The following is a 22,411-nucleotide window of genomic DNA, read 5'->3' on the forward strand; positions in this document are numbered from 1 at the left end:
GGGGTGAGGCGTTGGAGATGGGGGATATCGTCCTTGCGGCGCTCGATGCGGCCGCGCGGGAAACCATGTTGTTCGCGGGCGTGGGTTTCCTGATCGGCGGGATCGACGATCTCGCGGTCGATCTCGTTTTCCTGGCGGTGTGGGCGCGGCGGCGGCTGAGTCCGGCGAGCGTGGGGGACGGCGACGGGACGCTCGCCGAATATCCGCCGCGCGCCCTGCCACGCCGCTTCGCGGTGTTCGTGCCCGCCTGGGACGAGGCGGCGGTGATCGGCCAGATGCTGCGCACCACGCTCGCGCGGTTCGGCGCGGCCGATTATCGCATCTACGTCGGCACCTATCCGAATGACCGCTCGACGATCGACGCGGTCGCGGCGGTCGCGGAACAGGATTCGCGGGTGCGGCTGGTGATCGGCGACGCCGCCGGACCCACGACCAAGGCCGATTGTCTCAACACGCTCTGGCACGCGTTGCGGCGCGATGCGGCGGAAAGCGCGCGCACCGCGGCGATCGTGCTGCACGATGCCGAGGATGTCGTCGATCGCCATGAATTGCGGATCTACGACGCGCTGCTCGATCGCTATGCGGTCGTGCAACTGCCGGTGTTGCCGTTGATCGACCGCCGCGCGCGGCTTGTCTCGGGCCACTACGCCGATGAGTTTTCGGAAGCGCACACCAAAAATCTAGTGGTGCGCCAGGCGGTTGGCGCTGGGTTACCGCTCGCGGGCGTCGGCTGCGCGGTCGCGTGCGACGCTCTTGCCGCCGTCGCGGCGATGCGCGGCGGCGATCCGTTCGACGGCGGCAGTCTCACCGAGGATTACGAACTCGGCCTGCTGCTGAGCCAGCGTGGCGCCACCGGCGTGCTCGCGCGCGTCCGCGAAGGCGCCGGCACGCCGCTGGTCGCGGTACGCGCCTATTTCCCCGCAACGCTGGAGACGGCGGTGCGGCAGAAGACGCGCTGGATGATCGGTATCGCGCTCGCCGGTTGGGATCGGCTCGGCTGGGGGCGGGTGCGGCACTGGTCGGAACATTGGATGCGGATGCGCGATCGCCGCGCGCCATTGGCGATGCTGGTGCTGGCGGTGGCCTATGTCGCGCTGCTCGGCTGGGGCGCCTCGCAGGTCGCGCACTGGATCGCGGGCGCGCCGATGCCGCGCGTGGGCACCGCGACCGCGCTGCTGTTGCAGGCCAATGCCGCGATGCTGCTGTGGCGGATCGTCGCGCGCGTGGCATTCACGACCCGCGATTACGGCTGGCGCGAGGGGCTGTGGTCGCTGCCGCGCATGCTCGTCGGCAATCTGATCGCGCTGCTCGCGGTGCGCCGCGCGCTCTGGCGCTACGCGGCGATGTTGCGCGGCGCGCATGTGCGCTGGGACAAGACCGCGCATGTCTTCCCGGACGACGCGGCGATCGAACCATGATCGCGGGGCGGGGGCGCCCGCTGCGCTTCATCGGCGTGCTGGTCGCGGGTTGGATCGGGGTACGCGCGGTGATGCTGTGGCCGCAAGCGGACGCGGTCCCGGACCCCGCGCGCCGCGCCGCGCCGACGGTGCGCGCGCCGATCGCAGGCGCGCGAACGGCGGGCGTGGCGGTCGCCACCGACGCTGGCCCGTCGGTAGTGCCGATCGCGCCGATCCGGGTGGCGGGGCCGTGGCATGGCACGCGCGCGGTCGCGAACCGCCTCGGTGGGATCGCCCAGCCCGTTCTGCCCTCGGCCGGGGCGATTGACGCGCCCGAGCGTCCGCAAGCAGTCGCGCCGCCGATCGCCGGCCTGCCGCGTCCCGCCCCGGCTGCTGTCGGCACGGCCCGCGCGTCGCGGCTCTCTGGCAGCTTCTGGCTGGTCGCGCGCGGCGGCGGGGGCGTCACCAGCGCGCCGCTCGGCGGGCAGCTCGGCGGGTCGCAGGCGGGGTTGCGGCTGGCCTATCTGCTCGATCGCAAGCACCGTCTCGCGGCGATGGCGCGTGTCACCAGCCCGCTCGGATCGGGGCTGCGCGAGGCGGCGCTCGGCGTCGAATGGCAGCCGACGCGGCTGCCGGTGCGGATCGTCGCGGAGCAGCGCATCGCGATCGCCGATGGCAAGGGCGGCCCCGCGGTCGAACTGGTCGGCGGCTTCGGGCCGCTGCCGGTCGGCGGCGGGTTCCGCCTCGAAAGCTACGCGCAGGCGGGCGCAATCCACCGCGAGCGCACCGAAGGCTTCGTCGATGGCGCGGCGCACCTGTCGCACCCGATCGGCGCGCTCGGCCCAATCCCGATCGACCTCGGCGCGGGCCTGTGGGGCGGCGCGCAACGCGGCGCCGAGCGGTTGGACGTCGGCCCCTCGATCACCGCGACCGTGCCGATCGCCGGACGCGCCGCGCGCCTCTCGCTCGACTGGCGCGAACGCGTCGCCGGCGCGGCGCGGCCTGGCTCCGGCGTGGCGCTGACGCTGGGCGCGGATTTCTGAGGCGTTTGGCAGGCGACCGACGAGTCCGGGTGGGCGACCCGCGAATCACGGGTTCCGGCCGGGCGAATCCAGCAGTGCGAGAAAGTTGCGGCACGGCAGCGTCGGATCGCGGTGGCGGACCAGCCAGAGCATGATCGTCGCAGCGTCGTCCTCGATCAGCCGGTAGGTTAGCATCGGCGACTGGAGGGTGCAGAGCGATTCGACCATCACCATCACGCCGATCCCCGCCGCGGCCAAACCGAACAGCGAGGTCACGTCGGTGACGATCTGGGCGATGCGCGGCTCGACGCCGCCTTCGCGGAGCAGATCGAGCAGGTGGCTGGTGAAGGTGCTGCGCTCGTTCGCATAGAGCACGATCGGTTCGTCGACGAGATCGGCGACGCGTACGCCGGCTTGCCGCGCGAGCCGGTGGCCGGGCGGGCAGGCGACATAGAGCCGTTCGCTGAGGAACGGTTCGGCGATCACCGTATCGGGCAGGTCGGGGATCGCGCGCCCCCGCCGAAAACCGATGTCGAGCAGATGATCCTCGATCTGTTCGAGATGGTCCGAGCCGGCGATCTCGCGCAGCACCAGAGATATCTGCGGATAGCGATCACGGAAATTGGAGATGGCGTGCGCGATCTCGGGCACGAACGGCGCCGAGGCGCTGAAGCCGATCGCAAGTTCGCCGAGTTCGCCACGCGCCGCTCGGCGCGCGACCGAGATGGCGTTGTCCGCCTCGCGCAGCGTCGCGCGCGCGGCATCGAGGAACAGCCGCCCCGCCGGGGTGAGTGCGACACGGCGGCTGGTGCGTTCGAGCAGTCGCACCTGCAACTCGTCCTCCAGCGCGCGGATCTGCTGGCTGAGCGGCGGTTGCGAGATGCCGAGATGCGCGGCGGCGCGCGCGAAGTGCAGATCGTCGGCGACCTGGACGAAATAGCGGAGGTGGCGCAGCTCCATGATTGATAGGGCTACCATATCAATCATGCCGTAAACAATATTGGACAGCGATGTTTGCGAGGCGCAGTTCGCCGCATCGCACAATATCTGACGGCGATAGCTCACCATGACACGCGCACGGGTCGCTCCGCCGCACCAGTCCAGCATCGGGAACCTGCGATGATCGGTATCGTCCGGATGGCGCTGACGCGGCCGCTGACCTTCATCGTGATGGCGATCTTGATCGCGATCATCGGCGTGCTGACCGCGATCCGCACCCCCGTCGACATCTTCCCCGACATCCGCGTGCCGGTGATCGCGACGGCGTGGCAATATAGCGGCCTGCCGCCCGACCAGATGAGCGGGCGCATCATCACGCCGTTCGAGCGCGTGCTGACCACCACCGTCAACGACATCGACCATATCGAGAGCCAGTCGCTGCCCGGCATCGGCGTGGTGAAGATCTATTTCCAGCCCGGCGCCGACATCCGCACCGCGACGGCGCAGGTGACGAGCGTGTCGCAGACCGTGCTCAAGCAATTGCCGCCGGGCATCACGCCGCCGCTGATCCTCAACTACAACGCCTCGACCGTGCCGATCCTCCAGCTCGCGCTCTCGGGCAAAGGCTTGAGCGAAGGGCGGATGTTCGATCTCGCGCAGAACCAGATCCGCCCCGGTCTGGTGACGGTGCCGGGCGCGGCGGTGCCGTATCCCTCGGGCGGGCGGACGCGGCAGATACAGATCGACCTCGATCCGGCCGCGCTGCAATCCAAGGGTCTGTCCGGCCAGGATGTCGGCAACGCGATCGCCGCGCAGAACCAGATCAACCCCGCCGGCTTTGCCAAGATCGGCGGCCTCCAGTACAGCGTCCAGCTCAACAACGCGCCGAGCACGATCGAGGAACTCAACGCGCTGCCGATCAAGGTGGTCAACGGCGCGACCATCTACATGCGTGACGTGGCGCATGTCCGCGATGGCTCCGCGCCGCAGACCAACGTCGTCCATGTCGATGGCTCGCGCTCGGTGCTCATCACCATCCTCAAGAACGGCGCGACCTCGACGCTGGCGATCGTGCAGGGCATCAAGGATGCGCTGCCGAAGATTCAGGCGACCTTGCCGCCCGAGCTGAAGGTCGTGCCGCTTGCCGACCAGTCGCTGTTCGTGAAGGCGGCGGTGGAGGGCGTCATCAAGGAAGGCGCGATCGCCGCCGCGCTGACGTCGGTGATGATCCTGCTTTTCCTCGGCTCGTGGCGCTCGACCGTCATCATCGCGATCTCGATTCCGCTGTCGATCCTGGCGGCGATCATCGCGCTGTCGGTGACGGGCAACACGCTCAACACGATGACGCTCGGTGGCCTCAGCCTCGCGGTCGGCATCCTCGTCGACGATGCGACGGTGACGATCGAGAACATCAACTGGCATCTCGAACAGGGCAAGGGCGTCACCCAGTCGATCCTCGACGGCGCGGCGCAGATCGTGACGCCGGCGTTCGTGTCGCTGCTGTGCATCTGCATCGTGTTCGTACCGATGTTCTTCCTGCCGGGCGTCTCGGGCTTCCTGTTCGTGCCGCTCGCGCTCGCGGTGGTGTTCGCGATGATCGCGTCGTTCATCCTGTCGCGCACGCTGGTGCCGACGATGGCGATGTATCTGCTGAAACCCCATGCCGGTCACGACGACGAATCGCTGCACGAGGCCGGCACGCCGGCGTCGCGTAACCCGCTGGTTCGGTTCCAGCGCGGCTTCGAACGGCAGTTCGAAAAGGTGCGCAGCGGCTATATCGGCCTGCTCGAACGTGCGCTCGGTGCGCGGAAGATGTTCGTGGTCGGCTTCCTCGTCTGCGTCGGGCTGTCGTTCCTGCTCGCGCCGTTCCTCGGTGAGAATTTCTTCCCCTCGGTCGATGCCGGGCAGATGGCGCTGCACGTGCGCGCGCCGGTGGGATCGCGGATCGAGGACACGTCGGCCGAGTTCGACCGTATCCAGCGCAAGATCCGCGAGATCATCCCCGCGAAAGAGCTGGTTTCGATCGTCGACAACATCGGCCTGCCAGTCAGCTCGATCAACACGACTTACAACAACTCAGGCACGATCGGTCCGCAGGACGGCGATATCCTGATCCAACTCAGCGAGGATCACAAGCCGACCGCCGAATATGTACGCAAGCTGCGCGAGGTGCTGCCCAAGGCGTTCACCGGCACGACCTTCTCGTTCCTGCCCGCCGACATCACCAGCCAGATCCTCAACTTCGGCGCCCCCGCCCCGATCGACATCCAGATCGCCGGCAAGAACGACGCCGACAACCAGAAGCTCGCCAAGGCGATCCTGCGGCGGATCGGCACGATCCCCGGCGTCGCCGACGCGCGGATCCAGCAATCGGCGCGCTATCCGCAGCTCAACGTCGACATCGATCGCAGCCGCGCCGGCCAATACGGGCTCAACGAACGCGACGTGACGACGAGCCTGGCGAGCTCGCTCGCGGGCACGTCGCAGACCGCGCCGGTGTTCTTCCTCGATCCGAAGAACGGCGTGTCCTACCCGATCGTCGCGCAGACGCCCGAATATCAGATCGGCTCGCTCAGCGATCTCGCCAACGTGCCGGTCACCGCCGGCAATGGCGGCAGCGCGCAGATCATCGGCGGGATCGGCAACATCAGCCGCGCCAACGCGGCGGCGGTCGTTTCGCACTACAACATCGCGCCGGTGACAGACGTGTACGCCACCACCAACGGCCGCGATCTCGGCGCGGTGGCCGGCGACATCAACGCGGTGATCGCGAGCCTGAAGAGCGAGACCCCCAAGGGCGTGACGGTGACGCTACGCGGCCAATATGCGACGATGCGCACCGCCTTCTCGGGGCTGGGCTTCGGCCTGATCGCCGCGATCGTACTGATATACCTGCTGATCGTGGTCAACTTCCAGAGCTGGCTCGATCCGTTCGTCATCATCACCGCGCTGCCGGGCGCGCTCGCCGGGATCGTGTGGATGCTGTTCATTACCGGCACCACCTTGTCGGTGCCGGCGCTGACCGGCGCGATCATGTGCATGGGCGTCGCCACCGCGAACGCGATCCTGGTGGTCAGCTTCGCGCGCGAGCGGCTCGAGGTGCTGGGCGACGCCACCGCCGCCGCGCTGGAAGCCGGGCAGGTCCGCTTCCGCCCGGTGCTGATGACCGCGCTCGCGATGATCATCGGCATGCTGCCGATGGCGATGGGCTTCGGCGAGGGCGGCGAGCAGAACGCGCCGCTCGGCCGCGCGGTGATCGGCGGGCTCACCGTCGCGACCTTCGCGACGCTGATGTTCGTGCCCGTCATCTTCAGCCTGGTGCATCGCCGCCATACCAAAACCGCACCTGGCGCGACGCCGGGCCATCTGGAGCTTGCAAATGCCTGAAGGCGATGCCCGCAACTTGAAACGGATCGGCATCATCGGCGTGGTCGCCGCGGTGGCGGTGGTCGGCGCGGGGATCGCCGCGCGCTCGCATTCCGAGACCGAACTCGCGACCTGGACGAGCACGCAGGCGGTGCCGACCGTCACCGTGATCCGCCCGAGCGTGAGCAAGGGCACCGGCGCATTGGTGTTGCCCGGGCAGCTCGCCGCGCTGCAATCCGCGCCGATCTTCGCGCGCACCAGCGGTTATATCCGCAAATGGTATGTCGACATCGGTGACGACGTGCGGCGTGGTCAAGTGCTCGCGGTGCTCGACGCGCCCGAGGTCGATCAGCAGCTCGCCGCGGCGCAAGCTGATTACCAGACCGCTCGCGCCAACCAGCAGCTCGCCGCCAGCACCGCGACGCGCTGGAAGACGATGCTCGCCAAGGACGCGGTCTCGAAGCAGGAGACCGACGAGAAGGTCGGCGATCTCGCCGCCAAGACCGCGCTCGCCAATGCCGCGAGCGCCAACGTCAACCGGTTGCGCTATACGCAGGGCTTCACCCGCCTGATCGCGCCGTTCTCGGGCGTGGTGACGACGCGATCGACCAACGTCGGCACGCTGGTGACGGCGGGAAGCGCCGCCTCGACGCCGCTGTTCACCGTCTCCGACATCAGCCGCATCCGCATCTATGTGAAGGTGCCGCAGGCCTATTCGGCGCAGGTCCACCCCGGCATGGACGTGAAGCTGACCTTGCCCGAATATCCGGGCCGCACTTTCACCGCGACGATGACGCGCTCGGCCGATGCGGTCGATACCAGTTCGGGCACGGTGCTGGTCGAGTTGCAGGCGCCCAACGGCGACCGCGCGCTCAAACCCGGCGCCTATGCGCAGGCGAGCTTCCCGGTTTCGGGTAGCGGCGGCGCGGTCGAGCTGCCGGCGAGCGCAATGATCGTCGGGCAGAACGGCACGCAGGTCGCCGTGGTCGGCAACGACGGGCGCGCGATGCTCAAGACCGTGACGATCGCGCACGATCTCGGCGATCGCGTGCAGATCAGTGCGGGGCTCTCCGCCACCGACCGCGTGATCGACAGCCCGCCCGATTCGCTCCAGTCGGGCGACAAGGTGCAGATCGCGCAGCGCCAGGGTGCGGCCGGTGGCAAGTAAGACCGGCTGGCTGCTGAGCGCGGCGGCGCTGCTCGGCGGGTGTTCGCTCGCGCCCGCGTATCAGCACCCGGCGATGACGCCACCGGCCACGTTCAAGGAAGGCGCACCGTGGCAGGCGGCCACCAAGACCCCGGCGCCCGCCGGAAAATGGTGGCAGGCGTTCGGTGATCCCGCGCTCGATGCGCTCGAAGCGCGGATCGACGCCGGCAATTTCGATCTCGCCGCGGCCTCGGCTCGCTACGATCAGGCGCAGGCTTTGGTGCGGCAGGCGCGCGCCGATCTCTTCCCGCAGATCGGAGTCAGCGCGAGCGTCGACCGCAACCGGCTCTCCGCCAATCGGCCGATCAGTCGCGGCCTTGCGTCGACGCAGACCGACAAGATCATGGGCGGCTCGCTCGCGTACGAGCTCGATCTGTTCGGGCGGGTGCGCAACAGCATCGCCGCGGGCCGGGCCAACGCGCACGCCGCCGCATTCGACGTCGAAGGCGTGCGGCTCGGCCTGCAGAGTCAACTCGCCGCGACCTATTTCGATTTGCGCGGGCTCGACGCGCGCATCCTGCTGCTGCGCCAGACCGTCGAATCGTTCCAGCGCGCGTTCGACCTGACCGATACGCGCCATTCGGGTGGGATCGCCTCCGGCATCGACGTCAGCCGCGCGCAGGCGCAATTGTCGAGCGCGAGGTCCGAGCTGTCGGCGGTCGAGATCGACCGTGCGAGGGACGAACATGCCATCGCCGTGCTGGTTGGCGAGGCCCCCGCGACCTTCTCGATCACCGTCGCCGATCCACAAACGCGTCCGCCCACGATCCAGCCCGGCCTCCCATCGACCCTGCTCGAACGCCGGCCCGACATCGCCGCCGCCGAGCGGCGCGTCGCCGCCGCCAACGCGCGGATCGGCGTGGCACGCGCGGCGTTCTTCCCCAACGTGACGCTCGGCGCGCAGGGCGGATTCGAATCGGTCGGCGGCGACTGGCTCAATGCGGCGAGCAGCTTCTGGGCACTCGGCCCGCTTCAGGCGGCGCTGACCGTGTTCGACGGCGGCCGGCGCGCGGCGCAGGTCCGGCAAGCGCGCGCCGAGTTCGACGAGGCCGCGGCCACCTATCGCCAGACCGTGCTCGACGCGTTCCGCGAGGTCGAGGACGATCTCGCCACGCAACGGCTGCTCGTCGCGGGCGAAGCCGATCAGGCCGCCGCCGCCAAGGCCGCCGAACGCACGCGCGACCTCGCGCTGATCCGCTACCGCGACGGCGCGGCGGATTATCTGGAAGTGGTGACCGCGCAGACCGCCGCGCTGGATGCCGAACGCGCGCTGCTTCAGTTGCGGACGCGGCAATTGCAGGCGGCGAGCGACACGTTCCGCGCGCTGGGCGGGGATTTCCGCGCGGGCAAATAAGATCGTCGCCCCGGCGAAGGCCGGGGCCGATGGCTATGGGGCGAGCGGCTCGGCAGATTACGCAGCGGCCCCGGCCTACGCCGGGGCGACGATCCCGACTATTCCCGCGCTCGCCCGAAATCCGGCGCCGGATCGTCCTGGCCCTGGTCGATGATGCTGCGGCGCACCGCGCGGGTGCGGGTGAACAGGTCGAACAGCTCGTCGCCCTTGCCCCAGCGGATCGCGCGTTGCAGCGCGCTCAAATCCTCGGAAAAGCGCTGGAGCATGTCGAGCACCGCTTCGCGGTTCGACAGGAACACGTCGCGCCACATCGTCGGATCGGAAGCGGCGATGCGGGTGAAGTCGCGGAACCCGCCCGCCGAATATTTGATGACCTCGGACTGGGTGACTTCCTCCATGTCCGACGCCGTGCCGACGATGGTGTAGGCGATCAGGTGCGGCAAATGGCTGGTGATCGCGAGCACGCGGTCGTGATGGTCGGGCGCCATCGTCTCGACCTCCGCGCCGAGCCGCCGCCAGAACTCGCACACCCGCTCGACCGCGAAGGGGGCCGCGCCCTCGGGCGGGGTGACGATGCACCAGCGATGCTTGAACAATGTCGCGAAGCCCGCTTCCGGGCCGCTGTTCTCGGTGCCGGCGACCGGATGCGCGGGGATGACGGTCGCGTCCGGCAGCGCCTCTGCGAGCGCACGCACGACCTCGGCCTTGCACGAGCCGACATCGCTGACGATCGCGTCGGCGGGCAGATCCTCGGCGATCGCCGCCGCCGCGGCGCCCATCGCGCCCACGGGCACGCACAGGATGACGAGATCGGCGTCGATCACACTCGCGCCCGGCGTGTCGGTGACGTCGTCGAACAGATCGAGCCGATCGGCGATCTCGCGCACACCGGCGTCGGCGTCATATCCGGTCAGCCGCACGCTCGGCATGGTCGCGCGCACCGCGCGCGCGATCGAGGAGCCGATCAGGCCGATGCCGATGATGGTGACGCGGGAAAAGGGCAGCATGGTGCCGCAGATGGCGGATGCCGCGTGTCAAGGCAAGCTGGGCGCGGGCTGGCGCTCCGCCCCGCGCTTGCTATCAGGGCGCGCTTGCTATCAGCGATGGGGGGAGTCCTAATGACCGCGATCACATTGTCCGACGACGCCGCGCTGTTGCAGGTCGCGCGAATCCACGGCTGGCTGGCGTCGAGCTATTGGTCACCCGGCATCGCGCGCGCGGTGGTCGAGAAGGCGATCGCGGGGTCGCACTGCCTCGGCGCGTATCGGAACGGGGAGCAAGTCGGGTTCGCGCGGATGATAACCGATCATGCCACCTTCGCGTGGCTCGCCGATGTGTGGATCGAGGAGTCCGCGCGCGGGGAGGGGCTTGGGCGGCGGATGGTCGGGTGGTTCCTCGACCATCCCGAGTTCGCCGGGTTGCGTCGCATCGGGCTCGTCACCAAGGACGCGCACGGCGTCTATGCGGCCTTGGGGTTTCACCCGCTGGCGCGCGCGGACCGCTATATGGAGCGGCTCCAGCCGGGCATGGCGGAGATGCTGCGCAACGAGCCGTGAGGCACGGAATACGCCGTTCGTCCTGAGCGAAGTCGAAGGACGTGTCGCGGTCGGCTCAGTGCGAAAGGAGAAGGAGGCGGTAGCGCCTTACCGCCGTGCCATCTCCACCGCCCGGAAACGCGCCATCACATCCTCGGCGAGCACGAGCAGCCCCTGATGCTGGAGCGGCGTCAAACCGTCGTGCGGTTTCGTGTCGATCACGCACAGCGCGCCGAGCGGAACGCCCGCGTCGCTGACCAGCGGCGCGCCCGCGTAGAAGCGGATGAACGGTTCGCCCGTCACCAGCGCGTTGTCGGCGAATTTCGGATCGGCACGGGCGTCAGGCACCACCATCACGTCGTCGCCGGTCATCGCGAACTGGCAGAAGGACACATCGCGCGGCGTCTCGGTGAGGTCGGTGCCCGTGCGCGACACGAAGCACTGGACATGCTCCTCGACCAGACTGACGAGCGCGACCGGCGTGCCGCATAGCGCCGCCGCGAAATCGGTGATGCGGCGCAATGCGGCGGCGCCGCGCAACGCCGCGAGATCGTATGCGGCGAGGGCTTCCGCGCGCGCCGCCTCGTCGATCCGCCAGCCGCGGCCGGCCACAGGCATGTCGAGCGCGCTCAAAACGGCACGTCGTCGTCGAGATCGTCGGCGAAGCCGCCGCCACGATTGCCGCCGGCCGGGGCGTTCGACCGGCCGCCACCGCCGGCCCCGAAACCGCCGCCACCGCCACCACCGCTATACCCGCCGCGCGCACCGCCGCCGAAATCCTCGCTGCCGCCGAAATCGTCGCGAACGGCTCCGCCGCCACCACTACCGGCACCACCACCCGGTCCGTCGAGCATCGTCAGCACGGCGTTGAAGCCTTGCAGCACGATCTCGGTCGAATAGCGGTCCTGGCCCTGCTGGTCCTGCCATTTGCGGGTCTGGAGCTGGCCTTCGATATAGACCTTGCTGCCCTTGCGCAGATAGCGCTCTGCGACGTTGGCGAGGCCCTCGCTGAAGATCGCGACCGAATGCCACTCGGTCTTTTCCTTGCGCTCGCCGGTGTTGCGGTCCTTCCACGATTCGGACGTGGCGATGCGCAGGTTGACCACCTTGCCGCCGTTCTGGAACGAGCGGCTCTCGGGATCCCGCCCGAGGTTGCCGACGAGAATCACCTTATTGACGCTGCCCGCCATCTTCTTTTCCTACAAACCGAACGATTTCGCGACCCAATAGGTCGCTCCGGCGGCACCGTAGGCGAGTGCGAACAAATAGCCAACCATGAAGGCCGGCCATTTCCATCCGTTGGTTTCCCGCCGCGTCACGGCGATGGTCGAGATGCATTGCGGCGCGAACACGAACCACATCAGGAAGGCGAGCGCGGTCGGCAGGCTCCAGCGTTTGGCGAGCGTCGTCGCGATCTGCGCCTCGCCCTTGTCGCCGCCCGATTCATCGATCGCGTACACGGTGCCGAGCGCCGCCACCGCGACCTCGCGCGCGGCCATCGCCGGGATCAGCGCGAGCACGATGTCACGGTTGAAGCCGATCGGGCGAAATGCCGGCTCGATCCCGTTGGCGATCCGGCCCGCGACCGAATAATTGACCGGCGAGGCGGCGCTGCCCTCGGGCGGCTTGGGGAAGCTGAGCAGCGCCCATAGCACGATCGTCGTGAAGGCGATCGTCGTGCCGGCGCGCTTGAGGAAGATCGCCGCGCGGCTCCATAGTCCGATCGCGAGATGGTTGAGCTGGGGAAGCTGGTATTTGGGCATCTCCATCATGAAGCCCGACGACGCGCCCTGCGTCACCGTCTTGCGGAGCACCACCGCGACCACGAACGCGCCCGCCACGCCCATGACGTACAGGCCGAGCATCACCAGCCCCTGCAACCCGACGAACGGAAGCACGCGGACGTTGGGGATCAGCGCGCCGATGATGAGCGTGTAGACCGGCAACCGCGCCGAGCAGGTCATCAGCGGCGCGATCAGGATGGTGGTGAGCCGGTCCTTCTCGTCGTCGATCGTGCGCGTCGACATGATGCCGGGCACCGCGCAGGCGAAAGACGACAGCAGCGGAATGAATGCGCGCCCCGACAGGCCGGCATGCGCCATCAGCCGGTCCATCAGGAACGCGGCGCGCACCATATAGCCGCTCGCTTCCAGCACGAGGATGAAGAAGAACATTACGAGGATCTGGGGCAGGAACTTCACCACCGCGCCCACACCCGCGATCACGCCGTCGGTGATGAGCGAGCGCAGCACCGAATCGGGCATCACCTGCTTGACGAGGCCGGAGAGCCAATCGAACCCGTCCGCGATCGCATCGGCGGGGGCGGCACCGGCCCAGAACACCGTCTGGAACATCACGAACAGGATCGCGAGCAGCAGTAGCACGCCCGAGACCGGGTGGAGCGCGACCGAATCGAGCGCATGGCCCCAGCGCCGCACCGGCGCTTCCGACACCGTGGCGAGCGCTGCGATTTTCCGCGCGCGGCGTTGCAGCGTGACGATGTCCTCGGCGTCCGCGTTTGCCGGCCTGGCACGCGGCGGGCTGGTCAGCACGCCATCCACCTGCGCGCGCAGATCGTCGAGGCCGCGCCGGCGCACCGCGACGGTCGGCACCACCGGCACGCCGAGTTCGCGCGCGAGCCGATCGGGATCGAGCTTCAGTCCGTCGCGCTCGGCGAGGTCGATCATGTTGAGCGCGACCACGACGGGCAGGCCGAGCGCGATCAGTTGCAGCGTGAAGCGCAGATGGTTGTCGAGGTTGGAGGCATCGACGACCACCACCAATGCGTCGGGCAGCCGCTCGCCCGCTTGCGTGCCGGCGAGGAAGTCGCGCGTCACGCGCTCGTCGGGGCTGGAGGGTTCGAGGCTGTAGGCGCCGGGCAGATCGACCAGTTCGGCCGGGCGGCCATCGGGCAGCACCAGCCGGCCCGAGTGGCGTTCGACCGTGACGCCGGGATAATTGCCGACCTTCTGGCGCGCGCCCGTCAGCGCGTTGAACAGGGCGCTCTTGCCGGCATTGGGGTTGCCGACCAGCGCCACCAGCGGTGCGGCGTTCATGGTCAGGCCGCCATCGTCACGCGGCGTGCTGCGACACGCGGATCGCGCCGGCGACGGTGCGGCGCAACGCCACCGTCATCCGCCCGATCCGGCAGGCGATCGGCCCCTTGCCGATCAGCGAGCGGTGCAGCACCTCGACCCCGACGCCCTCGTCGAAACCGAGTTCGCGCAACCGGCGCGCCTCGGGCACGCTGAGCCGTGTCCAGTCGATCGCCGCGACGGTCGCGGGCTGGCGATTGGGCAGCGATTCGAGACTGAGCTGTGTGTCCACACGCGAGAACATGTTCATGATGCGAGTGATTATCAATAGAGCGGCGGTAACGCCAGCGTTATCGTGCGGCGGGGCCGGGCGTTCTTCCGCGACCGGCGCGCCCAAGGCGCGGCGCGGCGAAGCCGCCCCGGCAATTTTCGGCCGAACACCTGGCCGCGCTTTGCCTCGTGCGCGCAACCGGGTATCGCGTGGCGGCAATGGACATCTACCTGCCCATCGCCAATCTGTCGGTCAACGCGCTGGTGATCGTGCTGCTCGGCGGCGGGGTCGGGCTGTTGTCGGGCATGCTGGGCGTCGGCGGCGGGTTCCTCACCACGCCGCTGCTGATCGTCTACGGCATCCCGCCGACCGTCGCCGCCGCCTCCGCCGCGAGCCAGGTGACCGGCGCGAGCGTCTCCGGCGTGTTCGCGCATTTCCGCCGCGGCGGAGTCGATACCAAGATGGGCGGTGTGCTGGTGGCGGGCGGGCTGCTCGGCAGCGTCGCGGGCGGGCAAGTGTTCCGGCTGCTTCAGGCGACCGGGCAGATCGATACGGTGATCGCGATCATCTACGTGCTGCTGCTCGGCTTCATCGGGTCGATGATGGCGCGCGAGTCGATCGGCGCGATCCGCGTCGCGCGCGGCGCGGTGCCGCCGCGCGCGCGCAAGCGGCGGCACCACCCGCTGGTCGCGGCGCTGCCGTTCCGCACGCGCTTCTATCGGTCCGGGCTGTACATCTCGCCGCTCGCGCCGCTGCTGCTGGGCTTCTTCGTCGGCATGCTGACGATCCTGCTCGGCGTCGGCGGCGGCTTCATCCTGGTGCCGGCGATGCTGTACCTGCTCGGCATGACCACCCAGGTGGTGGTCGGCACCTCGCTGTTCCAGACGCTGTTCGTCACCGCGATGGCGACGATGGTCCATGCCACCACCACCAAGGCGGTCGATATCGTGCTCGCGGCGCTGCTGCTGATCGGCTCGGTCGCCGGCGCGCAGGTCGGCGCGCGCTTCGCCGCCAAGGCCAAGCCCGAATATCTGCGGCTTGCCCTCGCGATCATCGTGCTGTCGCTCGCGGTGTGGATCGCGATCGGGCTCGGTTGGCGGCCCGCCGAAATCTACTCGGTCGAAGTGTCGTGAAACAGCCCGCCCGTTCGTGCCGAGCGACGTCGAGGCACCGTCCGGGGCGTGTCCCTCGACTTCGCTCGGGACGAGCGGGCGTGGGGACGCGTCTTTGGCTGGCGCTGATGCTGGCGCCGCTGCTGATCGCGGCGGAGAGCAAGCCGGTGCTCGTCCCCGACGTGTCGCAGCGCAATGTCGAGATCGTCTACAGCTTCACCGGCGCCGACCTGCTGCTGTTCGGCGCGATCCTCTATCCCGGCGGGCGCCTGCCCGACGACGACAAGCCGACCGACATCGTCGTGGTGGTGAAGGGGCCGACGCAATCGATCCTGGTGCGCGAGAAGGAGAAGCTCGGCGGGCTGATCTGGGTCAATGCCGCGCGGCTGCGCTATCGCTCGGCACCGAGCTTTTACGCGATCGCCTCGTCGCGCCCGATCGCCAGCCTGCTCGACGAGCGCACCCGCGCGATCTACGAACTCGGGCTCGACAGCCTGCAACTCTCGCCCGCCACCAGCGCGCTCGACGACCGGCAGGACCGGTTCGCGCGCGGGCTGGTCGATCTCAAGCGCCGCGCCGGCCTGTATGTCGAGGCGCCCGGCGCGGTCGAGATCACCGACGGCGTGTTGTACCGCGCGGTGGTGACGATCCCCGCGCGCGTGCCGGTCGGCCGCTTCACAGCGGAGACCTTCCTGGTGCGCGACGGCCATGTGCTGGCGGTGGCGACGCGCGACATCGAGATCCGCAAATCGGGCTTCGAACGCTTCGTCGCCCGCTCGGCGGAACGCAACGCGGTCCTCTACGGGCTGGTCGCGGTCGCGCTGTCGGTCGCGTTCGGCTGGGGCGCGGGGCTGATCGCGCGGCGGTTCTGAGCGATCGCGCCAAACCCAATCTTTACGATTCGAGCGTTAAGCACGTCGTTCTCGAATTGGGACGAGCCGCGAATGACCGAGATGCCCGGCGGCCACGCCTTCGCCACACCCGCCGCGCCGCGCGTCGTCAGCCCGCGCGATCCGATCGGCATCGTCACCGAGATCGCCGGATCGTGCGGGCGGGTCGTGTTCGATCCCGGCCGGCTCGCCGCGCTCGAGCGGCAGGACGATCCGATCGTCGCCGCCGCCGGTTCGGTCGGCAGCCAGATCAAGCTTCGCGTTGGCGGCGTCTGGCTGGTCGCCAGCGTGCGATCGCTCGAACTCGCCGACGATGGCGAGCGGATCGTCGCGCTGGTCGATTTCCTCGGCGAAGGCGATGCGAGCCCGCGAACCGACGTGCTCGCCCGCTTCCGGCGCGGCGTCACGCGCTATCCGATGCCGGGCTGCCACGTTCATCCGGTCGCCACCACCGATCTGCGCCAGATCTACGCCACCGAAGATCGCGCCCATATCGAAATCGGCACCGTCCACCCGACCCGCGATATCCGTGCCGCGCTGTACGTCGATGCGATGCTCGGCAAGCATTTCGCGCTGCTCGGCAGCACCGGCACCGGCAAGTCGACCAGCGCCGCGCTGATCCTGCACCGTATCTGCGATCTCGCGCCGCAGGGCCATATCCTGATGATCGACCCGCACGGCGAATATGCCGCCGCGTTCAAGACCAACGGCGCGATCTTCGACGTCTCGAACCTCCAGATGCCCTATTGGCTGATGAACTTCGCCGAGCATTGCGAGGTGTTTCTCACCACGACCGGATCGTCGCGCCAGACCGATGCCGACATTCTCGCCAAATGCCTGTTGCTCGCGCGCGGCAAGGGCCGGCTCGGGCAGGCCATCGCGAAGCTGACGGTCGATGCGCCGGTTCCCTATCTGCTTAGCGATCTCGTTGCCTTCATCCAGCTCGAAATGGGTAAGCTCGACCGCGCCGGCGACACCGCGCCGTACATGCGGCTGAAGACCAAGATCGAGGAGATCAAGGCCGATCCGCGCTACGGCTTCATGTTCTCGGGCCTGCTCGTCGCCGATACGATGGCCGGGTTCATCGAACGGATTTTCCGCTTGCCCGGCGGCGGCAAGCCGATCTCGATCATCGACGTGTCGGGCGTGCCTTCCGAGATCACCTCCGTGGTGGTGGCGGTGCTGAGCCGGATGGTGTTCGATTTCGCGATCTGGTCGCGCCACGAACCGCGGCTCCCGATCCTGCTCGTTTGCGAGGAAGCGCATCGCTACATCCCCAACGAGCGCAACGCCGATGCCTCGTCGGTCGGGCGCATCCTCGGCCGGATCGCCAAGGAGGGCCGCAAATATGGCGTCTCGCTCGGCCTCATCACGCAGCGCCCGTCCGATCTCGCCGAGGGCGTGCTGTCACAATGTGGCACGATCATCGCGATGCGGCTCAACAACGATCGCGATCAGGCGTTCGTCCGCGCGGCGATGCCCGAGGGCGCGCGCGGCTTCCTCGATGCGATCCCCGCTCTGCGCAACCGCGAATGCATCATCTGCGGCGAAGGCGTCGCGATCCCGATCCGCGTCGCGTTCGACGGGCTGGAAGAGGTGAAACGCCCGGCCTCCGAGGATCCGCTGTTCTCGGCGCTCTGGACCGAAGTCGGCGGCGAGGACGAGATCATCACGCGTACGATCACGCGCTGGCGCGCGCAGGGGCGGTAAGCCCGGCGACGCCTGTCACCGGGCGCCCGGCTTCACCGCCAACAACGACCCCACCCGCGCCTTGAACCCGCGCAGCGCGTCGCCCGAAAGCTGCACGACGCTCGACAGCGAGATCGTGCGCGGATTGACCGACACGCCGTTGCGCCACACCTCCCAGTGTAGATGCGGCCCGGTCGAAAGCCCGGTCGAGCCGACATAGCCGATCACCTGCCCACGCGCGACGCGCGTGCCGGTGCGCACCGCGATCCGGCTCATATGGCCATAGCCGGTCGCGATCCCGCCCGGCCCGGCGAGTTTGACGAAATTGCCGTAGCCGCCGGTGCGGCCGGCGAACTGGATCACGCCATCGGTCGCGGCGTGGATCGGCGATCCCCAGGGCGCGCCGATATCCATGCCCTTGTGCATCCTGAGAATGCCGAGGATCGGGTGCATGCGCAGCCCGAAGTTGGAGGTGACGTGGCCCGAAACCGGCATTCCCATCGCGCCGCGCCGTTCGGTCTGGCCCGACGATTCGAACCATTGCGCGCGCTCGCCGTCGCCCCATTTGACGAGCTGGAGCGGCTTGCCGCCGCCGCGCTTCAGCCCGGCGAACAGCAGCCCGCCGAGTTGCACCTCGCCGGTGGCGGCGCGCGCCTGCTCGACGATCAGGTCGAAACTGTCCGCCGCATGCACGTCGCGCCCGACCGAGAGCCGGCTGGCGATCGCGCGGATATAGGCTTCGACCACCTTGGCCGGGGCGCCGGCGGCGCGTGCGGAACGGTACAGGCTCGATCCGACCAGCCCCTGAATGCGCAACGGCGTATGATCGACCGCGATCACCTGCCGGCTAAGGGTGAGCGCCCCGCCAACGCGCTTCAGCGAGAGCTGCAGATCGAAGCGCGCGCGGAACGAGAGCTGGTCGAGCGGGCGCGCCACGCGCTTGCTGGCGCGCCGCCCGAGCGTCAGGTCGATCTGCGTACCGGGCTTGAGATCGTCGAGCGAGGTCGCCGCCGTGATGAGCCGCATCGCCGCGTCCGAATCGCCTTGCGACACGCCCGCGCGGCGCAGCACCGCGGCGAAGCTGTCGCCCGCGCCATAGCTTGCCGACAGGTCGACGCTCGGCCGCTCGGGCGTCTCGGTGAGCGGCGCGACGAAATCATTGGCGGCCATCCGATGCCCGGTGTTGGCGCCATAAGCGAGCGGCGCGATCGATTGCGCGCGCGCTTCGTCCCACTGCGCGCCGGCGAGCGGCGGCGCCACGGTGCCGGCGATCGGGTGGATGCGCGGCGCCAGCGCCACCGCGCCGGCGCACAAGAGCGTGCAGGTCAGCGCACCCCGCCACCAGTCCGCGGACCCGATCCGCGCGCCCAGGTCGGGCACCCAGTCGATCTTCTCCAGCGCGGCGCGAAAGCGTTCGAGCGGGGTGGGGGCGCGAAGCGGCGACAGCGTCCGGCCGAGCGACACGGTGGCCGTGCCGCCAGCCAGTTCGATCCCGGAATCGCTACGCAAGAACACGGCTGACCGCCCCCCTCATGACGCCGCCCAATACATCGACCCCCGGCGTGAGGTCAGGATGTGTGTGGCGCCAAAGGATGAAAGTCAATTTAACCCGCCACCCGCTTTCCCGCCGCTGCGGCGAGGCGTTCGCCGAGTCGGGCAAGAAGTTTCGACATGCGGATATCGCGCTCTTTGTACGGCGTTACGCGCCGCCTTTCGCAAGACGCCCGCGAACATCACGGCGCGAAAATCGCCGGTCAAGGACGATCTTGTGGTTGCGCATCCCCTCCCGGCAGCCGATGTTACCAGCGTCATGTCACGCGCCGACCACCGGGTCACCGCCGTTCTGGGGCCGACCAACACCGGCAAGACGCATCTCGCGGTCGAGCGGCTGTGTGCGCATTCGAGCGGGATGATCGGCTTCCCGTTGCGGCTGCTCGCCCGCGAAGTCTACGACCGTGTCGTCAAACTCAAGGGCGCCAACCAGGTCGCGCTCATCACTGGCGAGGAGAAGATCGTCCCCAAGGACGCGCGCTGGTTCCTGTGCACCGCCGAGAGCATGCCGCTCGACCGCGAAGTCGCGTTCGTCGCGCTCGACGAAGCGCAACTCGGCGCCGATCCCGAGCGCGGCCATGTCTTCACCGATCGCATTTTGCGCGCGCGGGGGCGCGAGGAGACGATGCTGCTCGGGTCCGAGGCGCTCCGCCCGATGGTCAAGGCGCTTGTGAAAGACGCCGAGATCATCACCCGGCCGCGCTTTTCCACGCTCAGCTATGCCGGCGCGCGGAAGATCAGCCGCTTGCCCAAGCGCTCGGCGATCGTCGCCTTCTCGGCCGAGGAGGTCTATGCCGTCGCCGAGATGCTGCGGCGCTTGCGTGGTGGCGCGGCGGTGGTGATGGGCGCGCTCTCCCCCCGCACGCGCAACGCGCAGGTGGCGATGTTCCAGGCGGGCGAGGTCGATTATCTCGTCGCCACCGACGCGATCGGCATGGGGCTCAACATGGATGTCAGCCATGTCGCTTTCGCGTCGCTCCACAAGTTCGACGGGCATCGCCAGCGCCGCCTTACCGTCGCCGAGATGGCGCAGATCGCGGGTCGCGCCGGGCGGCACCAGCGCGACGGCACGTTCGGCGCGCTGGTGGAGGATGGCCCGAGCGCGTTCGGCCCCGAGGAGGTGCTGGCGATCGAGGAACATCGCTTCGCCCCGCTCGACCATCTCTATTGGCGCGAGGGCGTGCCCGATCTGTCGAGCATCGGCGCGCTGATCGCGAGCCTCGAGCAGCGCCCCGAAGCGCGCGTGTTGCGCGCCGCGCCGGAGGCGACCGATCTCGCCGTGCTCAAGCGGCTCGCGGGCGAAGATTGGGTGCGCGACCGGGTGCGGGGCACGAAGATGGTCGCGCGGCTGTGGGCCGCCTGCGGGCTGCCCGATTTCCGCAAGCTCGGGGTCGATCCGCACGCGCGCTTCGTCGGGCGCGTGTTCGGCTATCTGAGCGACGGTCTCGGCCATGTCCCGCACGAATGGTTCGCCAACGAGATCGCCCGGCTCGACAATGTTGCGGGCGATGTCGAGACGCTTGCCGGGCGGATCGCGGCGGCGCGGAGTTGGGCCTATATCGCCAACCGCGCCGACTGGCTTGCCGACCCGGCACATTGGAGCGCGCGCGCCGGCGCAGTCGAGGAGCGGTTGTCCGACGCGCTCCACCTCAGCCTGACGCAACGTTTCGTCGACAAGCGCACCACGCTGCTGATGCGGCAGATCGGCGCCGATCCGCGCGCGCTGCCCGTCACTGTGGGGCCGGAGGGCGAGGTCAGCGTAGAGGATCATCCGATCGGCACGCTGAACGGTTTCCGCTTCACCGTCGCGCCCGACGCGCGGCTTGCCGACAAGCGGCTGCTGCTTGCGGCCGCCGAACGCCGGCTCGGGACCGAGCGCGCGCGGCGCGCGCAGGCGCTCGCCGATGCGGCCGACGCCGATTTCACCCTCGCCGAGGACGCGCCGGCGATCCGCTGGGCCGGACATGAGGTCGCGCGGCTCGGGCCGGGGCCCTCGCTGGCGCGGCCGCGCGTGCTGCTCAATCGCGCGCTCGATTGCCTCGACCGGCCCGCGCAGACGGCCGCGCGCGAGCGGCTCGAACGCTGGGTCACTGCGCAGATCGCGCGGCGGCTGCCCGTGCTCGGCACGCTCGACGCGGTGTTGCGCGACGCGCACGCGTCGCCGCCGCTGCGCGCGGTGGCGGCGGGGCTGGTCGATGCCGGCGGGATCGCGACGCGGATGAGCGTCGGCCAGGCGGTTGACGCGCTCGATCCCGCCGCGCGCAAGCGGTTGCGCGCCGCCGGCGTGACGATCGGCGCGCTCGACCTGTTCGATCCGCGCCTGCTCAAGCCCGAGCCGGCGCGCTGGCGGCGGATGCTGCTTGCCGCGCGCGGGGTGGCGGTGTCGCCGCCACCAGCCGCCGGCCCGACGGTGCTGCCGCGTCAAGCGCCGGGCGCGCACCTCCAGCACGGCTATCGTCCACTCGGCAGCCAGGCGGTGCGCGTCGATCTCGCCGAACGGGTCGCGCGGGCGGTGCATGATGCGCGTGACGGCCATCGCCCGTTCGCGCCCGATCCCGCGCTCGCCACCTCGATCGGGATGACGCCCGACACGCTCGCGCGGCTGATGGCGGCGTTGGGCTTCCGCGCCGCCCGCCCGGAGGATGGCCGGCCGCGCTGGGCATGGCGCGGCCTCACCCGCGCGGCGCCGACCGCGCCGCCGCGCGACAATGCGTTCGCGGCGCTTGCAGATTTGGGAGCACGGCTTGGCTGAAGGCACGATGCGGCTCGATGTGTTCCTCTGGCATAGCCGCATCGTCAAGACGCGCGCGATCGCCCAGGCGCTCGCCACCGCGGGCCGCCTCCGCCTAGATGGTCGTCCCATCGACCGTGCCGCCGCGCCGGTGCGGATCGGCGCGGTGATCGCATTCGCGACGCCGGCGGGGCGGGTCCGCGCGATCCGGGTCGAGGCGCTGCCCGCCCGGCGTGGGCCGCCAGCGGAGGGACGCGCGTGCTACAGCGATTTGCTTGAGAACGGCTCGCATCTTGTCCCCGGTGATTGACG

Annotated in this window: 17 protein-coding genes and 1 pseudogene; 11 read left to right on the forward strand and 7 right to left on the reverse strand. The window is 69.3% G+C overall.

Annotation, left to right across the window (positions count from 1 at the left end):
* The first annotated feature begins 17 nt into the window (after positions 1–17).
* Together BLS81_RS14355 and BLS81_RS14360 are read left to right on the forward strand one after the other, a co-directional pair.
* Positions 18–1,418, forward strand: a complete 1,401-nt coding sequence (locus BLS81_RS14355; protein ID WP_093224881.1) for a glycosyl transferase family protein — start codon at positions 18–20, stop codon at positions 1,416–1,418.
* Complete coding sequence (locus BLS81_RS14360; RefSeq protein WP_256326249.1) at positions 1,415–2,440, forward strand: hypothetical protein; 1,026 nt, start codon at positions 1,415–1,417, stop codon at positions 2,438–2,440. The genes BLS81_RS14355 and BLS81_RS14360 overlap by 4 nt, the downstream gene beginning before the upstream one ends.
* A gap of 45 nt (positions 2,441–2,485) precedes the next feature.
* Here BLS81_RS14360 and BLS81_RS14365 read toward each other — a convergent pair whose 3' ends face one another.
* Positions 2,486–3,406, reverse strand: coding sequence for a LysR family transcriptional regulator (locus BLS81_RS14365; protein ID WP_256326250.1), 921 nt, complete (start codon positions 3,404–3,406; stop codon positions 2,486–2,488).
* A gap of 132 nt (positions 3,407–3,538) precedes the next feature.
* Between BLS81_RS14365 and BLS81_RS14370 the strand changes: the two genes are divergently transcribed.
* From BLS81_RS14370 to BLS81_RS14380, 3 genes are read left to right on the forward strand one after another with little or no spacing between them, the layout of a single operon-like run.
* Entirely contained in the window at positions 3,539–6,745 is a 3,207-nt protein-coding gene (locus BLS81_RS14370; RefSeq protein ID WP_093224884.1) for an efflux RND transporter permease subunit, read from the forward strand.
* On the forward strand, positions 6,738–7,892 hold the full coding sequence (locus tag BLS81_RS14375) for an efflux RND transporter periplasmic adaptor subunit (protein WP_093224885.1): 1,155 nt from the start codon (positions 6,738–6,740) through the stop codon (positions 7,890–7,892). Before BLS81_RS14370 ends, BLS81_RS14375 begins: the two co-directional genes overlap by 8 nt.
* Positions 7,873–9,285, forward strand: coding sequence for an efflux transporter outer membrane subunit (locus tag BLS81_RS14380; protein WP_371128287.1), 1,413 nt, complete (start codon positions 7,873–7,875; stop codon positions 9,283–9,285). The genes BLS81_RS14375 and BLS81_RS14380 overlap by 20 nt, the downstream gene beginning before the upstream one ends.
* Positions 9,286–9,383: 98 nt before the next feature.
* Here the strand turns inward: BLS81_RS14380 and BLS81_RS14385 are convergent, their stop codons facing one another.
* Positions 9,384–10,292: a prephenate/arogenate dehydrogenase family protein gene (locus BLS81_RS14385; protein ID WP_093224887.1), complete on the reverse strand. Its 909-nt coding sequence runs from the start codon at positions 10,290–10,292 to the stop codon at positions 9,384–9,386.
* Positions 10,293–10,403: 111 nt separating this feature from the next.
* Between BLS81_RS14385 and BLS81_RS14390 the strand changes: the two genes are divergently transcribed.
* Entirely contained in the window at positions 10,404–10,841 is a 438-nt protein-coding gene (locus BLS81_RS14390; RefSeq protein ID WP_093224888.1) for a GNAT family N-acetyltransferase, read from the forward strand.
* Positions 10,842–10,958: 117 nt separating this feature from the next.
* Here the strand turns inward: BLS81_RS14390 and BLS81_RS14395 are convergent.
* The 4 genes and pseudogenes from BLS81_RS14395 to BLS81_RS14410 all read right to left on the reverse strand — a co-directional run.
* Positions 10,959–11,438 (reverse strand): annotated as a pseudogene (locus BLS81_RS14395) (GAF domain-containing protein); the annotation flags it as partial.
* An 11-nt stretch (positions 11,439–11,449) separates the two neighbouring features.
* Positions 11,450–12,010, reverse strand: coding sequence for a single-stranded DNA-binding protein (gene ssb / locus BLS81_RS14400; protein ID WP_093224890.1), 561 nt, complete (start codon positions 12,008–12,010; stop codon positions 11,450–11,452).
* A gap of 9 nt (positions 12,011–12,019) precedes the next feature.
* On the reverse strand, positions 12,020–13,876 hold the full coding sequence (locus tag BLS81_RS14405; RefSeq protein WP_093224891.1) for a ferrous iron transporter B: 1,857 nt from the start codon (positions 13,874–13,876) through the stop codon (positions 12,020–12,022).
* Between the two features lie 16 nt (positions 13,877–13,892).
* On the reverse strand, positions 13,893–14,159 hold the full coding sequence (locus tag BLS81_RS14410) for a FeoA family protein (RefSeq protein ID WP_371128293.1): 267 nt from the start codon (positions 14,157–14,159) through the stop codon (positions 13,893–13,895).
* A 185-nt stretch (positions 14,160–14,344) separates the two neighbouring features.
* Here BLS81_RS14410 and BLS81_RS14415 point away from each other — a divergent pair, with 185 nt between their 5' ends.
* The 3 genes from BLS81_RS14415 to BLS81_RS14425 all read left to right on the forward strand — a co-directional run bounded on the left by BLS81_RS14415 (position 14,345) and on the right by BLS81_RS14425 (position 17,838).
* Complete coding sequence (locus BLS81_RS14415) at positions 14,345–15,259, forward strand: sulfite exporter TauE/SafE family protein (protein ID WP_093224895.1); 915 nt, start codon at positions 14,345–14,347, stop codon at positions 15,257–15,259.
* 107 nt (positions 15,260–15,366) lie between these two features.
* Entirely contained in the window at positions 15,367–16,110 is a 744-nt protein-coding gene (locus BLS81_RS14420) for a TIGR02186 family protein (protein WP_093225091.1), read from the forward strand.
* 72 nt (positions 16,111–16,182) lie between these two features.
* Complete coding sequence (locus BLS81_RS14425) at positions 16,183–17,838, forward strand: ATP-binding protein (RefSeq protein ID WP_093224896.1); 1,656 nt, start codon at positions 16,183–16,185, stop codon at positions 17,836–17,838.
* 15 nt (positions 17,839–17,853) lie between these two features.
* Here the strand turns inward: BLS81_RS14425 and BLS81_RS14430 are convergent, their stop codons facing one another.
* Positions 17,854–19,332 carry a M23 family metallopeptidase gene (locus tag BLS81_RS14430; RefSeq protein WP_093224898.1) on the reverse strand — a complete coding sequence of 493 codons (1,479 nt, stop codon included), beginning with the start codon at positions 19,330–19,332 and terminating at the stop codon, positions 17,854–17,856.
* Positions 19,333–19,627: 295 nt separating this feature from the next.
* On the opposite strand from BLS81_RS14430, the gene BLS81_RS14435 reads away from it, so the two are divergent.
* Positions 19,628–22,120: a helicase-related protein gene (locus tag BLS81_RS14435; RefSeq protein ID WP_093224899.1), complete on the forward strand. Its 2,493-nt coding sequence runs from the start codon at positions 19,628–19,630 to the stop codon at positions 22,118–22,120.
* Positions 22,113–22,409: an RNA-binding S4 domain-containing protein gene (locus tag BLS81_RS14440; protein WP_371128288.1), complete on the forward strand. Its 297-nt coding sequence runs from the start codon at positions 22,113–22,115 to the stop codon at positions 22,407–22,409. The genes BLS81_RS14435 and BLS81_RS14440 overlap by 8 nt, the downstream gene beginning before the upstream one ends.
* Positions 22,410–22,411 lie beyond the last annotated feature (2 nt).

Origin of the sequence: Sphingomonas sp. NFR15 (genome assembly GCF_900103265.1) — a bacterium.
GTDB lineage: Bacteria > Pseudomonadota > Alphaproteobacteria > Sphingomonadales > Sphingomonadaceae > Sphingomonas > Sphingomonas pollutisoli.

What these genes read in the sequence shown, in the direction of transcription:
- BLS81_RS14375 (WP_093224885.1), top strand. Translation starts at nt 6,738, where the DNA reads ATGCCTGAAGGCGATGCCCGCAACTTGAAACGGATCGGCATCATCGGC.
- BLS81_RS14415 (WP_093224895.1), top strand. Translation starts at nt 14,345, where the DNA reads ATGGACATCTACCTGCCCATCGCCAATCTGTCGGTCAACGCGCTGGTG.
- BLS81_RS14405 (WP_093224891.1), bottom strand. Translation starts at nt 13,876, where the DNA reads ATGAACGCCGCACCGCTGGTGGCGCTGGTCGGCAACCCCAATGCCGGC.
- BLS81_RS14385 (WP_093224887.1), bottom strand. Translation starts at nt 10,292, where the DNA reads ATGCTGCCCTTTTCCCGCGTCACCATCATCGGCATCGGCCTGATCGGC.
- BLS81_RS14390 (WP_093224888.1), top strand. Translation starts at nt 10,404, where the DNA reads ATGACCGCGATCACATTGTCCGACGACGCCGCGCTGTTGCAGGTCGCG.
- BLS81_RS14365 (WP_256326250.1), bottom strand. Translation starts at nt 3,406, where the DNA reads ATGATTGATATGGTAGCCCTATCAATCATGGAGCTGCGCCACCTCCGC.
- BLS81_RS14410 (WP_371128293.1), bottom strand. Translation starts at nt 14,159, where the DNA reads ATGTTCTCGCGTGTGGACACACAGCTCAGTCTCGAATCGCTGCCCAAT.
- ssb (WP_093224890.1), bottom strand. Translation starts at nt 12,010, where the DNA reads ATGGCGGGCAGCGTCAATAAGGTGATTCTCGTCGGCAACCTCGGGCGG.
- BLS81_RS14370 (WP_093224884.1), top strand. Translation starts at nt 3,539, where the DNA reads ATGATCGGTATCGTCCGGATGGCGCTGACGCGGCCGCTGACCTTCATC.
- BLS81_RS14435 (WP_093224899.1), top strand. Translation starts at nt 19,628, where the DNA reads ATGTCACGCGCCGACCACCGGGTCACCGCCGTTCTGGGGCCGACCAAC.
- BLS81_RS14360 (WP_256326249.1), top strand. Translation starts at nt 1,415, where the DNA reads ATGATCGCGGGGCGGGGGCGCCCGCTGCGCTTCATCGGCGTGCTGGTC.
- BLS81_RS14420 (WP_093225091.1), top strand. Translation starts at nt 15,367, where the DNA reads ATGCTGGCGCCGCTGCTGATCGCGGCGGAGAGCAAGCCGGTGCTCGTC.
- BLS81_RS14425 (WP_093224896.1), top strand. Translation starts at nt 16,183, where the DNA reads ATGACCGAGATGCCCGGCGGCCACGCCTTCGCCACACCCGCCGCGCCG.
- BLS81_RS14355 (WP_093224881.1), top strand. Translation starts at nt 18, where the DNA reads ATGGGGGATATCGTCCTTGCGGCGCTCGATGCGGCCGCGCGGGAAACC.